Here is a 12,989-nt window from a genome sequence, read left to right as displayed (position 1 = left end):
TGCGTGTGCGTGCGCCTGGGCATCCGCGTCGACCAGGGCGCGCGCCACATGGCGCTCAACCTCGGTTGCTGCGCCCTGCTCGTGGGCATCTACCAGGGCGCAATCAGTCTGCTCGGCTGAACGGCGCCACGCGCGCCGATCGGGCAGACTGAGCCGGCTGGCCGGCCTTGGCCGCAGGCGACCAGCGCTCGATCAGCTCGACCAACGGGCGCGGGTCGGTGGGCTTGACGAAGTGACAATGCGCGCTGGCCGCCATCACAACCGCTCCATGCCCGTCATCACCTGCATTGAAGACCTGCGCTTGCTGGCGCAAAGGCGCGTGCCGCGCATGTTCTACGACTATGCCGATTCAGGCTCCTGGACCGAGGCCACCTACCGCGCCAACCAGGGCGATTTCGAGCGCATCAAGCTGCGTCAGCGAGTGGCCGTCAACCTGGAAGGCCGCAGCCTGGCCACCACCATGATCGGCCAGCCGGTGGCCATGCCGGTGGCGATTGCGCCGACGGGCCTGACCGGCATGCAGCACGCCGACGGCGAAATCCTCGGCGCGCTCGCGGCTGAAAAATTCGGCATTCCGTTCACGCTCTCGACCATGAGCATCTGCTCGATCGAGGACATCGCGGCTTACACCCAGGCGCCATTCTGGTTTCAGCTCTACTGGATGCGCGACCGCGAGTTCATGCAGGCGCTGATCGAGCGCGCCCGCGCGGCGCGCTGCTCCGCGCTGGTGCTCACGCTCGATTTGCAGGTGCTCGGGCAACGCCATAAAGACCTGAAGAACGGCCTCACCGCGCCGCCCCGGCCGACCTTGGCCAACCTCGTCAACCTGGCCACCAAGCCGCGCTGGTGCCTGGGCATGCTGCGCACCCGGCGCCACGGTTTTGGCAACCTCATCGGCCATGCCAAGGGCGTGAGCGACATGACGTCGCTCGGTGCCTGGACCAAGGAGCAGTTCGACCCCAAGCTCGACTGGTCCGACGTGGCCTGGATCAAGCAGCAATGGGGCGGCAAGCTCATCCTCAAGGGCATCATGGACGCCGAAGATGCGCGCCTGGCCGCCGACAGCGGCGCCGATGCGCTGGTGGTCAGCAACCATGGCGGCAGGCAGCTCGACGGCGCGCCCTCCTCCATCGCCGCGCTGCCGGCCATTGCCGACGCGGTGGGCCAGGACATCGAGGTGTGGATGGACGGTGGCATCCGCAGCGGGCAAGACGTGCTCAAGGCCGTGGCCCTCGGTGCCAGGGGCACGATGATCGGCCGCGCCTTCCTCTATGGCCTGGGCGCGATGGGCGAAGCCGGCGTGACCAAGGCGCTGGAACTCATCGCCAACGAGCTGGACATCACGATGGCGTTCACGGGGCACACCGATATCCGCACGGTCGATCGCGGGGTGCTGCTGCCGGGGACGTACTGACCGGGGCCGCGCCCGGTTCAGGCAAGGGCGGGCGTCAGCCTTGCCACTGCACCACGCCGCTCCACGCGGTGGCGAGCACCACCAGCCCGAACACGATGCGGTACCAGGCAAACGGCACGAAGTCATTGCTGGCGATGTAGCGCAGCAGCCAGCGCACGCACAGCCACGCCGACAGAAAAGAAAACAAGAGCCCCACGCCGAACATCGGCAGGTCGGCCACTGACAGCAGCGTTCGTTCCTTGACGAGGCTGTAGACGCCCGCGCCGATCAGCGTGGGCATCGCCAGGAAGAAGCTGAAGTCCGTCGCGGCGCGCCGGGACAGGCCCAGCAGCATGCCGCCGATGATGGTCGCACCCGAGCGGCTGGTGCCCGGCACGAGCGCCAGGCACTGCACCAGGCCGACCTTGAGCGCGTCCAGCGGTGTCATGTCGTCGACCGACTCGACCCGCACCGCCACGCTCTGCCGGCGCTCGGCCCACAGGATGACCAGGCCACCGAGGATGAAGGTGCTGGCCACCACCACCGGCGTGAACAGGTGCGCCTGGATCGCCTTGCCGAAAGCCAGGCCCAGCACCACCGCCGGCACGAAGGCGATCGCCACGTTGAGCGCGAAGCGCCGCGCCTTGGGGCTCGAGCCCAGCCCGAGCACCGTCTCGCGCAGCTTGTGCGCATAGACGAGCATCACCGCGAAGATGGCGCCGGTCTGGATGGCGATGTCGAACACCTTGCTCTTGTCGTCATGAAAGCCGAGCAGCGATCCGGCCAGGATGAGATGCCCGGTGCTCGAGATCGGCAGGAACTCCGTCACGCCCTCGACGATGCCCATGAGGGCGGACTTGACGAGCAGAAGGATGTCCAAACGAGGTTCGCCTTACTTACCTAAGGCGGCGATGTTAGCGGCGCTGTATGACGACGGGCACTGCGCGGGGCGGCCGCCGCCGGAGCGTTCAGGGCAACAACATGCTCACGCGCGGCGCTACGGCGCCGAACATCTCGGCCACCGGCCGCGACTCGGGCAGCACATAGACCACGCCACGGCCCGCGCCCAGCCACGGGGTGACCACGCCGTCGTAGAAGGCCGGCATCACCACGATGCAGCCGAGCGACGCGCGGTTGTCGTCGGGCGTGGCCGAGGCCAGGCGCTGCTCGCGCTGCGCCTGTGCGGCGTCCGGGCGCACACGGTGGATGGCCAGGCCGGCGTCGTAGTCGACCCACACCACCGCTTCGCCGCCGAGATTGCGGCCGGGCTCGGACGCAAAGCGACCGGCCGGCGTGGTGCGCTCGGCCAGCGGAATTCGTGCGGGCTCGAGTTGGCCGGTGCCGGGCGTTGCATGGTCGCCGCTGGCCGAGCCCACCAGCGCGGGTGCCGCGCCAACGAGGCGTCCGCGCGGGCCGAACACGAACAGGCGCGCGGCTTTCTTGTCGACGATGGCAAAGGGCAGGCCGCGGTGGTCGTCGGCGTCGACGATCCACTGCGCCGCGTAGCGCGCATCGGCCGACAAAGGCTCGTCCGTGGCGTTGGCATTGACATCGACGATGGCGCTCGCGGTGCCGTTCGGGCTGGCGGCTTCGACACCGCGCGCCGCGCCCGCCAGCAGGCACAGGCACACGCACCCCGCCACCCTGGCCCGCAGGCCTTTGCCCCCACCCCGCATGATCGCGCCCCGGCTTCGTACAACATGCAAAGGCCCGGCTCACCGGCCGGGCCTTCATGGGTTTCGATGCTAGCGAGCCAAGCTCGCAACGAGTCGGCCGAGTTCGGGACAAATGCACGCAAGCGCCTTGCCTCGGTCCGCCCTCCCCCGGCCCGACTCGCGAAGCTCTCGGCCCCTGCCCGCGCAGGGTCGGGACGGGAGGGTCGCCCGCTCCTTCCTCAGTAATCCAGCCACTCCAGCGGCGCCACCAGCGGGGCCTGGCGAATGCGTTCGATCGTCTGGGTGATCGCCTCGATGTTGTTGTCAAAGGAGCCGTGCGTCGCGGGTGACTGGTCATCGGCACGGGTGGTGCGGACCTTCGGTGTCGTCACCGTGCGCAGCAGGTCGAGTCCGCTCGTCGGCGGCCAATGCGCCTGCCAGCGCGCCAGCGTGGGCAACTCGTCGCGCTGCCATTGATCGGCGTCGCTCGCGTACGCCGGGTCGAGCGCGCGTGCCATGCCCAGCAGCGGCTGCTTGCGTGCGTCGTCGAGTGCGCGCGAGACGAGGTAGAGCAGCGATTTGCCGTAGGCCGGTAGCTGCGGGCTGGGCAGGCCGTCGGCTTTTTCGTTCGCGTCCGACAGCACGTAGAGCCAGAGCCTGGACAGGTCGAGCACGCCGGCCTCGGCCGCACGCAGGTAATGGTCGACGGCAAAACGCGTCGAGCAGGCCGCGGCGAACAAGGTGGCGGTTTCGATGCGCAAGGGTGCCGCCGCGCAGCTGGCGGCGCTCGCTCCGTTCGCCTCGAGCAGGCGCATGAAGTGGCCGAGCAGGATCGAGCCCGCCGAGTGGCCCGCGACGTGCAGCTCGAGCCGCTTGCCCGCCGCGCGCAGCTCGCCTTGCAGCGCCAGCAGATGCCGGGCCAGCAAGTCCAGTCCGTGGCCTGCTCGCGTGCCGCGTTCGGCGTTTTCGCGCATCTCGCTCCACAGGCCCTTGCCCAGCACGCGTGCCAGCGCCTCGACCGCGCGGTCCTTGGCGTCGCCCAGCATCTGGAGCAGGCCGCCGGAGCGCGCGGCCTCGTCGCCGACGAGCTTCTTCGCCCAGTCCTGGGCCATGTTCGCGAGCGTCTCGCCGGCACCGGTCTTCCAGGTGAGAAAGAGCGGGTAGATGCCGTTGGCCTGCCAGCACGGCCCGAGCACGCGGATGCGCTTGATCGACGCGTCTTCGTCGTTGAGGCCGCCGTGCGCATAGAGCACGAGCTTGACGGTCGGACCGGGCTGCGCCAGCGCCCAGCGCGCCGGGAGCGTGCGCACGATCTCTTCGGCCAGGCCGTCGCGGTCTTCGGCGGCGCGGGTGAAGTCGGTGGCGACGAGCTCGCCGTCGTTGCCGCTCACCAAGGTGTGCGCGTAGGCGGCGTCGGTCGGCCACGGCTGGTAGGCCGCGTGGTCGAAGGGATGGTCGAGCGGCCACGGGTCGTCGGCCGGGTTCTGTGGCTCGCGCGTCTTGCGCTCCAGCGCGGTGAGCGATTCGCCCCGCGCCACACGCCAGCGCGTGGAGACGAGCGCGCGTTCGCCACCATGCGCGTCCGTCATCGACACCGGAACGCCGAGCGCGCAGGCCCAGGCGTCGGTGCCGTTGACCACCCAGTCCTCGTAGGGCAGCACCGCAAAACCGCTCGCGCCCCAGCGCATGCCCCAGGAGTTCTGCACGATGAAGCCGCGCTCGTTGAAGCCGACCAGCGCGAAGGCATGGCCGCCCAGGCTCTTGCGCAAGGTGATCGGCGCAATGGTCGGCAGGTCGGGATGGCGCGTCGGCGGCTTGGTGGGCCCTCGCGCCGGGTTTGCGCCGCGCCGCGCCAGACGGTCCCAGCCGTCGTGTGCATCGGCCGACACGAACACCGCGCCGATGTTGACGATGGCCGCCTGCAGGTCGACCACCGAGCCGCGGTCGATGCGGTAGTAAACGCCCAGCGGCCGGCGCGCCGCGTCGATCTCCCAGCCGCTGCGCGGGCGCACGAACACGGCCGCGCCGGTGTTCGCGAGCCGGTAGGGCCAGGCCTCGGAGGTACACACGCCATGCTTGTGCCAGCCCTTCAAGGCGCCGCGGCAACTGGAGCCGTCGTAGTCGACGCCGGGCCACTCGTCGTAGCGCTTGGCCAGCTCATAGAGCATGCGCGGGCTCACCGGCAGGAAGGGAATGCGCACCTTGTTCTCGATGTGGCGCGTCCACAGCAGGTAGTTGGCGACCGAGGCCAGGCCGAAGCCGGTGCAGGCGCCCGCGCGCCCCTGGTCGAGCACCAGCCCTTGGGCCACATAGCCCGCCATGAAGCGGCGCACGTCGGGCTCGAGCGGATAGACCGGCGGCAGCGACGCGAGCGGCGGGCGGTAGGGCAGGTCGCGGAAGTCGAGCCGGTCGGGGCGGGCGTCGAAGGTGCGCGGGCCTGCGGTGGTGGCGTCGGCCGGGCTCGGCGCACGGTCGGTGCGTGAGCGTGATCGCGGCGCGGGCGCCGTGTCGGCCGGGGCCTTGCCGGCGAGCGGCTTGCGCGCGCGTGGCGCGCTGCTGCGGGGTCGTTTCGTCGCGGTTGCCATGACACTCCTTCGCTGCGCCACCGGCACGCCATTGGCGCCGAGGCTGAAAGAAAGTTTAGGAACACCGCGCAGGGGCGGCAAGCTGTCAGTCTTTGCAGGGCACGCGCCAAAGTCCGAGGCGACACCGCAGTGGTCCACCCGCCCCCCATTCGCGTGCTTCTTGCACGTCGACCCGCCTGTCCGGGGGGCGCGACGCAACACAAATGCTGCGATCAGCGCATGCTCTGTCGCACCACCTCCGCCTTCGACACTCCATGCACCGCGCCCTTGCCTCGCTCGCCCTGACGGCCCTGTTGGCCGCGGCACCGTCGCTCGCGCTCGCGACATCGTTGCCGTTCGGCTCGGCGCACGCGCTGGTGATGGACGAGGCCACCGGCGAGGTGCTGATGGCCAAGGACGCCGACACGCAAGCGCCCATCGCCTCCATCACCAAGCTGGTCACGGCCATGGTGGTGATCGATGCCGGGCTCGACTTGCAGGCGCCGATCGAGATCGACGTGGCCGACATGGACACCTTCAAGCACACGCGCGCCGGCCTGCCGGTCGGTGCGGTGCTGGAGCGCGGCGCCCTGCTCGAGCTGGCGCTCATTGCCTCCGACAACCACGCCGCCGCCGCACTGGCGCGCACCTTCCCGGGCGGCCTGGCCGGCTTTCGGGTCGCGGTGCAAACCAAGCTCGCGGCGCTGGGGCTCACGCAGGCCTTGATCGAGGAGCCGACCGGCCTGTCGCCGCGCAACCGCGCCAGCGCCACCGACCTGGCGGTGGTACTGCGCGCCGCCTCGGGCTACGAGCGCATCGCGGCCATCACCAGCAGCCCGACGCACTCGACGCTCGTCAACGGCCGGCCCTGGGAGGTGCGCAACACCAACGGCCTGGTCGGCAAGCCGGGCTGGGTGATCCTCACCTCCAAGACCGGCTACACGCAGGAAGCCGGGCGCTGCCTGGTGATGCGCGTGCAGTCGGCCGGTCGCACCTTGCTGGTGGTGTTGATGGGCGCTGCGCGCTCCGCGCAGCGCTTCACCGACGCGACCAATGTGCTGCGCTGGCTGGCGGGCGAACCGCTGCTGGCGCAGGCGCAACCGCGCGCCGGCACCCGGAGCGCCAAACGGCTGCGTCGCGCGACCGCGCGGCACGCCCTCGCTTCCGCTCACTCGTAGCGCAGCGCCTGGATCGGCAGCAGCGCCGCGGCGCGGCGCGCCGGGTAGAAGCCGAAGAACACTCCCACGCCGGCCGAAAAGCACACCGCCAGCGCGATGGCGCCGGCACTCATCGCCACCTGCCAGCCGGCAAAGTAGGCCACCGCCCAGGTGGCCGCCGCGCCGAGCACGATGCCGATCGCACCGCCCACCAGGCTCAAGGTCACCGCCTCGATCAGGAACTGCGCCAGGATGTCGCGGCTGCGCGCGCCGACCGCGCGGCGCAGGCCGATCTCGCGGGTGCGCTCGGTCACGCTCACCAGCATGATGTTCATGATGCCGATGCCGCCCACCACCAGGCTCACGCCGGCCACCGCGGCAAGCAGCAGCGCGAGCACGCGGCTCGACGCCTCCTGCGCCTGCAGCAGCTCGGTCAGGTTGCGCACGCTGAAGTCGTCGTCGGTGCCCGGCTGCAGGCGGTGGCGCTGGCGCAGCAGCTCGCGGATGTTGTCTTCGGCGAGCTTCATCGAAACGCCCTCGCGCACCTTCACGCTGATCGAGCCCACGCGCTTTAACTTGCCGACGGCCTGGCCCTGGATGCGGTTGCGAAAGGTCGAGATCGGCACCATCACCACGTCGTCCTGGTCCTGGCCGAACGAGTTCTGGCCCTTGCGCCCGAGCACGCCCACCACCGTGAGCAGCACCTTGTTGACGCGGATCACCTGGTCGATCGGGTCGGCATCACCAAACAACTGCGCGGCCACCGTCTGGCCGATGAGCGCGACCTTGCCCGAGCCGCTCACTTCGCCGGGCTCGAAGGTGCGCCCGCTGGCCAGCGGCCAGTCGCGCGCTTCCAGGTAATCGGGCGTCATGCCGAAGGCCGAGGTCGCCCAGTTGGCGTTGCCGGCGACGATCTGCGTGCCGGTGCGCGAGGTGGGCGCGGCCACCTGCACCTCGGGCACCTCGCGTGCGATGGCGTAGGCGTCTTCCTCGGTGAGCGCCTGGCCGGTTTGCGCCCCCAGGCGCACGCCGCCGGCAGTCTGCGCGCCCGGCAGCACCAACATCACGTTGGAGCCCAGTCCCTTGATCTGCTCGGCCACGCGCTGCTGCGCGCCGCTGCCGATGGCGATGGTGGTGATGACCGCCGCCACGCCGATGATGATGCCCAGCATGGTGAGCATGCTGCGCATGAGGTTGGTGGCCAGGGCGCGCCAGGCCGAGCGCAGGGCGGCGAGCGCGTTCATGGCTTGCCTCCCTCCCCCGCTGAGGGAGGAGCCGTCCTCATCCCGAGCATTGGCGGGTCGCCGACGTGCTCTGCTCGCTCTCCCGCTTGGGGGAGAGGGCCGGGGTGAGGGTGAGCTACGCGACCCGCCTGCCTCGCGTCCTCCACCACCTGCCCATCCCGAAACACGATGCGCCGCCGCGCCCAGGCCGCGATGTCGGTTTCGTGCGTCACCAAAATCACCGTGATGCCACCCGCATTCAGCTCGGCGAGCAGCCGCATCACCTCTTCCGAGGTGGCGCTGTCAAGCGCGCCGGTCGGCTCGTCGGCCAGGATCAGCTGCGGCCGGTTCACGAGCGCGCGCGCGATCGCCACGCGCTGCTGCTGGCCGCCCGACAGCTCGGCCGGCGTGTGCGCGGCGCGCTCGGCCAGGCCCACCTGCTCGAGGCAGGCCAGCGCGCGCGCATGCCGGTCCTTCGGCGCCACGCCGGCATAGACCAGCGGCAGCTCCACGTTCTCGCGCGCCGAGGTGCGCGCCAGCAGGTTGAACTGCTGAAACACGAAGCCGATGCGGCGGTTGCGGATGGCCGCCAGCGCATCGCCGGAGAGCTGGTCGACCCGCTCGTCGGCCAGACGGTAGCTGCCGCTGGTGGGCTGGTCGAGGCAGCCGAGGATGTTCATCAGGCTGCTCTTGCCCGAACCCGACGCGCCCATGATGGCGACGAACTCGCCCGCCTCGATGCTGAGCGACACGCCGCAGAGCGCATGCACCTCGTTGGCCGCGTCGCCCTCGCCGCTGCCCATGCGGTAGGTCTTGACCAGCTCGCGGGCTTCGATCAGCGCCATGCGCGCCGCCCCATCAGAACAGGCCGCGCGGCCCGCCGCCCTGACGACCGCCGGGGCCACCACCGCCAGGGCCGGTGTTCGCGGCGCCGAGCGTGCCGGTCACCACCTCCTGCCCCAGCTGCAGTTCGCCGCCGAGCAGCTCGCTCATGCTGCCGTCGCTGATGCCCACGCGCACCGCCACCGCGCGCGGCTTGCCGTCGTCGTCGAGCACGTAGACGCGAGCGCGCGTGCTCGCGCCGCGGCCGGCGGTCTCGGCGACCCACTGCTCGTACTTCGGTTTCTGCTCGGGCGTGAGCAGCGCGGCCACCTGCAGGCGCAGCTCGCCGCGCACCCGCTCGGCGTCCTTGGCGCGCTCGTCCTCGGGCAGCTCGCGCAGCGCGGCGAAGCGGGGGCGCAGCGCCGCGCTGAGGGTGTCGACCTTTTCCAGCTGGGCCGCGGTGAGCCCGACCTGCGCGGCCAGGCCTTCGCGAAACGCCTGCTGCGCGCGATCGCCGCCGCCACCGCCACCGACACCGTCAACACCGCCGCCGTTGCGCTCCGCGCCGCTGCCCGGCTGCGACGCCGCACGCGCACGCGCCGCAGCGCTGGCCTCGCTCGCCGCCGGCTCGGCCACGCCCGTCAGTCGCACGCGCAGTGCCGCGTTCGGCAGCTTGCGCACATCGGCACGTGCGTCGGTGACGATGCGCACGTTGGCGGTCATGCCCGGCAGCACCTGCTCGCCGGTGTTGGTGAAGGCGACCACCGCGGTGTAGGTCACCACGTTGGCGGTGTTGAGTGCGGACTTGCGCACCGTGTTGACCTTGCCCTCGTAGCGGCGCCCCGCAAAGGCATCGACCGTGAAGCTCACCGCCTGCCCGGTGCGAACGCGGCCGATGTCGGCCTCGTCGATCGCCACCTCCACCTGCATGTCGCTCAGGTTGCGCGCAATGATGAAGAGCTCGGGTGCCTGCAGGCTCGCCGCCACCGTCTGGCCCACCGAGACGCTGCGCTTGATGACCACGCCGTCCACCGGCGAGCGGATCTCGGTGCGGTCAAGGTCCACCTGCGCCTGCGCCTGCGCGGCGGCGCGCTGCGCCACCGTGGCCCGCGCGCTGGTGGCCTGTGCGCGGCTCACCTCGAGCTGCGCCTGCACCACTTTCTGCTGCTCGGCCAAGGTGCCCGCCGTGTTGCGCGCCGCCTCGAACGCGGCCTGCGAGATGAAGCCCTTGTCGAGCAACTCGCGCTGGCGCGCCAGGTCGCGCGCGGCGTTGTCGGCGTCGAGCCGCGCGCGCGAAACCTGCGCCTCTGCTGCCACCACACTGGCCTGCTGCTGCAGCGCCTGGGCGCGCGCGGCGTCGACGTCGGCGGTCGCCTGGCGCACCTTGTACTGAATGCTTTCCGGGTCGATGCGCGCGATCAACTGGCCCTGCTTGACCTCGGTGTTGAAGTCCGCCAGCAGTTCCTTGATCTGGCCCGACACCTGGCTGCCCACGCTGACCTGCACCACCGGGTTCACCGTGCCGCCGGCCGACACCACCGCCTGCAGCGGGCCCTGTTCGATCTTCGCGGTGCGGTACTTCGGCGCGCCGTCATCGCCGCGCAACCACCACCACGCCGCACCGCCCGCCGCGGCCAGCAGCAGCACCGCGACGAACCACCATGCCTTGGACTTCATATGCGGCGCGATTCTAGGCAGCGGCCTTTGCGCCACGGCTTGCCCGGCGCAACTTCATCGATCTTTACCGCGCGTTCCTGCTCGCTTGCCCCTTGCGCCGACAGGCCCGGCGGCATGACAGATAGACCCCTGGATTGACCCTGCATCGCCCCACACTTACATTGCTGACTCATCAGTCAGTAACCGCATGCCCCGCACCAACGCCCCTGCCGCGTCCCCCGCCACCGTCGTGCGCCAGCGCCGCAAGCAAGCGCGTCCGCAAGAGCTGCTCGACGCCGCGCTCGACCTGTTCGTTGAGAAGGGTTTCGCGGCCACGCGCGCCGAGGAAGTGGCGGCGCGCGCCGGTGTTTCCAAGGGCACGCTCTACCTCTACTACCCGAGCAAGGAAGAGCTGCTCAAGGCGGTGATCCGCGCCAACCTCTCGCACGAAATCGCCGAGGGCGAGGCCATCGCGCGCCACTTCGAAGGCCCGACCACCGAGTTGTTGCCGCACATCATCAGCGAGTGGTGGCGCCGCATCGGCGAGACGCGCGCCTCGGGCATCTGCAAGCTCATCGTCTCCGAGGTGCGCAACTTTCCCGACATCGCCGCGTTCTATTACGACGAGGTGGTGCAGCCGGCCGAACGCCTGATCGGCGGCGTGGTCCAGCGCGGCATCGACCGCGGCGAGTTCCGCGCCGTGCCGGTGCGCGAGACGGTGCATGCGCTGGTCGCACCCATGCTGTTCATGATGCTGCACAAGCATTCGATGGGCTGCTGCCAGCCGCCCGACTCGCGGCTCGACCCGGCCCGGCTGATCGCCGTACAGCTTGACCTGGCGCTGCACGGCCTGGTGCCGCGCGCGGCCGCGCCCGATGCCCTGCATGAGCCCCCCCACGAGCGCGCCGCCAAGACCCCACCCAAGCCGGCCCGTGCGACCGTCCGCCAGGCCGCCGACAAGCCAGTCCCGAAGGCACCCGGACGATGAGGCGCTCCGCCATCAAATGGTGGGTCGCGCTGGCCGTGCTGCTGGTGCTCGGCGCCGCCATCGGCCGCGCCGTGGTCGCGCGCAAGGCCGAGCAGGCCGCTCAGGCTGCCGCGCCGCGCGCGGTGCAGGCGCTCGAGCTGGCCACCGCCGACGTGGCGCCCGCTCAGGCACGCGAGCTGGTGCGCTGGCTCGACATCACCGGCGCCCTGAAGGCGGTCAACTCGGCGCTGGTCAAGGCCAAGGTGGCGGCCGAGGTGCGCGAACTGAGCGTGCGCGAAGGCGACAAGGTCAGCGCGGGCCAGGTGCTCGGCCGGCTCGACGCGAGCGAATACGAATGGCGGCTGCGCCAGGCCGAGCAGACGGCCGCCGCGTCAGAGGCGCAGCTCGACATCGCCGAGCGTGCGCTGGAGAACAACCGCGCGCTCGTCAACCAGGGCTTCATCTCGAAGAACGCACTCGACACCTCGGTGTCCAACGCCGCCGCGGCGCGCGGCTCGCTGCAGGCGGCGCGCGCCGCGGCCGGGCTGGCGCGCAAGGCTCGAGCCGACACCGTGCTGCGCGCGCCGATCGCCGGTTTCGTGTCGCAGCGGCTGGTGCAGCCGGGCGAGCGCGTGCCGGTCGATGCGCGGCTGATCGAAATCGTCGACCTCTCGCGGCTCGAGATCGAAGCGGCGGTGGCGCCCGAGGACGTGGGCGCCGTGCGCCTCGGCGCCCAGGCGCGTTTGCAGATCGACGGCGTGGACGCGCCGGTGATCGCCAGCGTGGCGCGCATCAACCCGTCCACGCAGGCCGGCACGCGCGCCGTGCTCGTGTACCTGGCGGTCCAGGCACAGCCGGGCCTGCGCCAGGGGCTGTTTGCGCGCGGGCGCATCGAACTCGACCGCAAGACCGCCCTCACCGTGCCGGCCTCGGCCGTGCGCATCGACCAGGCTCGGCCTTACGTGCTGGCGGTGAGCGAGGGCAAGGTGGTGCAGCGCACCGTCACGCTCGGCACACGCGGCAGCGCGGTGGTCAGTGCCGATGCGGGCGACAGCCTCGAGCGCGAGCCGCTGGTCGAAGTGACCGAAGGCCTGGCCGACGGCAGCATCGTGCTGCGCGGCAGCGTCGGCACGGTGCGTGAAGGCACCGTCGTGCGCCTGGGCGACGCGGCGACGGCGCGGCGCTGAAGGGGTGTGTGCGTGATGGGCCAGGTGTTGCCGGCGTTGCGATTGCGCTGCTTGCTGCAGGTTGAGATCGCAGTGCGTGGCGCGGTCCTTGATGCGGTGCTTGATGCGATGCCTGGTTTCGTGCGTGGCACCGTGCGTCGGGCGGTGCGTTATGCCGTGCGGTGCAAAGGCGCGAGCGGGTGGGCGGCTGCGCTTCAGTGCGGCGGTCTGCGCTTCGCTGCGACTTCCCTGCGGGGCTCGGGGCCCGGGGGCGAGCGAAGAACTCGCCCTTATGCCCGCTGCGCGGTCAACGGTGCTCAAACAACTTCGCTCGACCTCGCCTTCGGCTCGGCACCCCCCGAGCCCCTGCGCTCCTCGGCGCCGCA

The 12,989-nt window shown here is 70.9% G+C and carries 10 protein-coding genes; 4 read left to right on the top strand and 6 right to left on the bottom strand.

Annotation, left to right across the window (positions count from 1 at the left end; genetic code table 11):
- Nucleotides 1-268: 268 nt before the first annotated feature.
- Nucleotides 269-1,414: an alpha-hydroxy acid oxidase gene (locus RMO12_RS05590; RefSeq protein ID WP_309638531.1), complete on the top strand. Its 1,146-nt coding sequence runs from the start codon at nucleotides 269-271 to the stop codon at nucleotides 1,412-1,414.
- Nucleotides 1,415-1,448: 34 nt separating this feature from the next.
- Here the strand turns inward: RMO12_RS05590 and RMO12_RS05585 are convergent, their stop codons facing one another.
- The 3 genes from RMO12_RS05585 to RMO12_RS05575 form a co-directional block, all read right to left on the bottom strand.
- Nucleotides 1,449-2,273 carry an undecaprenyl-diphosphate phosphatase gene (locus RMO12_RS05585; RefSeq protein ID WP_309638530.1) on the bottom strand — a complete coding sequence of 275 codons (825 nt, stop codon included), beginning with the start codon at nucleotides 2,271-2,273 and terminating at the stop codon, nucleotides 1,449-1,451.
- Between the two features lie 88 nt (nucleotides 2,274-2,361).
- The gene (locus tag RMO12_RS05580; protein WP_309638529.1) at nucleotides 2,362-3,024 is read right to left on the bottom strand and encodes a L,D-transpeptidase; all 663 of its coding nucleotides are present in this window, start codon (nucleotides 3,022-3,024) and stop codon (nucleotides 2,362-2,364) included.
- Nucleotides 3,025-3,287: 263 nt separating this feature from the next.
- Nucleotides 3,288-5,633 carry a C1 family peptidase gene (locus tag RMO12_RS05575; RefSeq protein WP_309638528.1) on the bottom strand — a complete coding sequence of 782 codons (2,346 nt, stop codon included), beginning with the start codon at nucleotides 5,631-5,633 and terminating at the stop codon, nucleotides 3,288-3,290.
- A gap of 254 nt (nucleotides 5,634-5,887) precedes the next feature.
- Here RMO12_RS05575 and RMO12_RS05570 point away from each other — a divergent pair, with 254 nt between their 5' ends.
- Nucleotides 5,888-6,790 (top strand): serine hydrolase, encoded by a 903-nt coding sequence (locus RMO12_RS05570; protein WP_309638527.1) that lies wholly within the window; start codon nucleotides 5,888-5,890, stop codon nucleotides 6,788-6,790.
- Here RMO12_RS05570 and RMO12_RS05565 read toward each other — a convergent pair.
- Genes RMO12_RS05565 through RMO12_RS05555 form a run of 3 tightly spaced genes read right to left on the bottom strand, consistent with a single transcriptional unit; the run spans nucleotide 6,781 to nucleotide 10,491 of the window.
- The gene (locus RMO12_RS05565) at nucleotides 6,781-8,013 is read right to left on the bottom strand and encodes an ABC transporter permease (RefSeq protein WP_309638526.1); all 1,233 of its coding nucleotides are present in this window, start codon (nucleotides 8,011-8,013) and stop codon (nucleotides 6,781-6,783) included. The genes RMO12_RS05570 and RMO12_RS05565 overlap by 10 nt on opposite strands.
- Nucleotides 8,010-8,837: an ABC transporter ATP-binding protein gene (locus tag RMO12_RS05560; RefSeq protein WP_309638525.1), complete on the bottom strand. Its 828-nt coding sequence runs from the start codon at nucleotides 8,835-8,837 to the stop codon at nucleotides 8,010-8,012. The genes RMO12_RS05565 and RMO12_RS05560 overlap by 4 nt, the downstream gene beginning before the upstream one ends.
- A gap of 13 nt (nucleotides 8,838-8,850) precedes the next feature.
- Nucleotides 8,851-10,491, bottom strand: a complete 1,641-nt coding sequence (locus RMO12_RS05555) for an HlyD family efflux transporter periplasmic adaptor subunit (protein ID WP_309638524.1) — start codon at nucleotides 10,489-10,491, stop codon at nucleotides 8,851-8,853.
- A 187-nt stretch (nucleotides 10,492-10,678) separates the two neighbouring features.
- Between RMO12_RS05555 and RMO12_RS05550 the strand changes: the two genes are divergently transcribed.
- Together RMO12_RS05550 and RMO12_RS05545 are read left to right on the top strand one after the other, a co-directional pair.
- On the top strand, nucleotides 10,679-11,458 hold the full coding sequence (locus RMO12_RS05550) for a TetR/AcrR family transcriptional regulator (protein ID WP_309638523.1): 780 nt from the start codon (nucleotides 10,679-10,681) through the stop codon (nucleotides 11,456-11,458).
- Complete coding sequence (locus tag RMO12_RS05545) at nucleotides 11,455-12,624, top strand: efflux RND transporter periplasmic adaptor subunit (protein ID WP_309626878.1); 1,170 nt, start codon at nucleotides 11,455-11,457, stop codon at nucleotides 12,622-12,624. The genes RMO12_RS05550 and RMO12_RS05545 overlap by 4 nt, the downstream gene beginning before the upstream one ends.
- The last annotated feature ends 365 nt before the right edge of the window (nucleotides 12,625-12,989 follow it).

Origin of the sequence: Methylibium sp., from assembly GCF_031393925.1 — a bacterium.
Classification (GTDB): Bacteria; Pseudomonadota; Gammaproteobacteria; order Burkholderiales; family Burkholderiaceae_C; genus Methylibium.
Note: the sequence above shows the minus strand (reverse complement) of the source record. Positions and strands in the feature narration are given on the sequence as shown.

What these genes read in the sequence shown, in the direction of transcription:
- RMO12_RS05590 (WP_309638531.1), top strand. Translation starts at nt 269, where the DNA reads ATGCCCGTCATCACCTGCATTGAAGACCTGCGCTTGCTGGCGCAAAGG.
- RMO12_RS05575 (WP_309638528.1), bottom strand. Translation starts at nt 5,633, where the DNA reads ATGGCAACCGCGACGAAACGACCCCGCAGCAGCGCGCCACGCGCGCGC.
- RMO12_RS05570 (WP_309638527.1), top strand. Translation starts at nt 5,888, where the DNA reads ATGCACCGCGCCCTTGCCTCGCTCGCCCTGACGGCCCTGTTGGCCGCG.
- RMO12_RS05565 (WP_309638526.1), bottom strand. Translation starts at nt 8,013, where the DNA reads ATGAACGCGCTCGCCGCCCTGCGCTCGGCCTGGCGCGCCCTGGCCACC.
- RMO12_RS05560 (WP_309638525.1), bottom strand. Translation starts at nt 8,837, where the DNA reads ATGGCGCTGATCGAAGCCCGCGAGCTGGTCAAGACCTACCGCATGGGC.
- RMO12_RS05555 (WP_309638524.1), bottom strand. Translation starts at nt 10,491, where the DNA reads ATGAAGTCCAAGGCATGGTGGTTCGTCGCGGTGCTGCTGCTGGCCGCG.
- RMO12_RS05550 (WP_309638523.1), top strand. Translation starts at nt 10,679, where the DNA reads ATGCCCCGCACCAACGCCCCTGCCGCGTCCCCCGCCACCGTCGTGCGC.
- RMO12_RS05545 (WP_309626878.1), top strand. Translation starts at nt 11,455, where the DNA reads ATGAGGCGCTCCGCCATCAAATGGTGGGTCGCGCTGGCCGTGCTGCTG.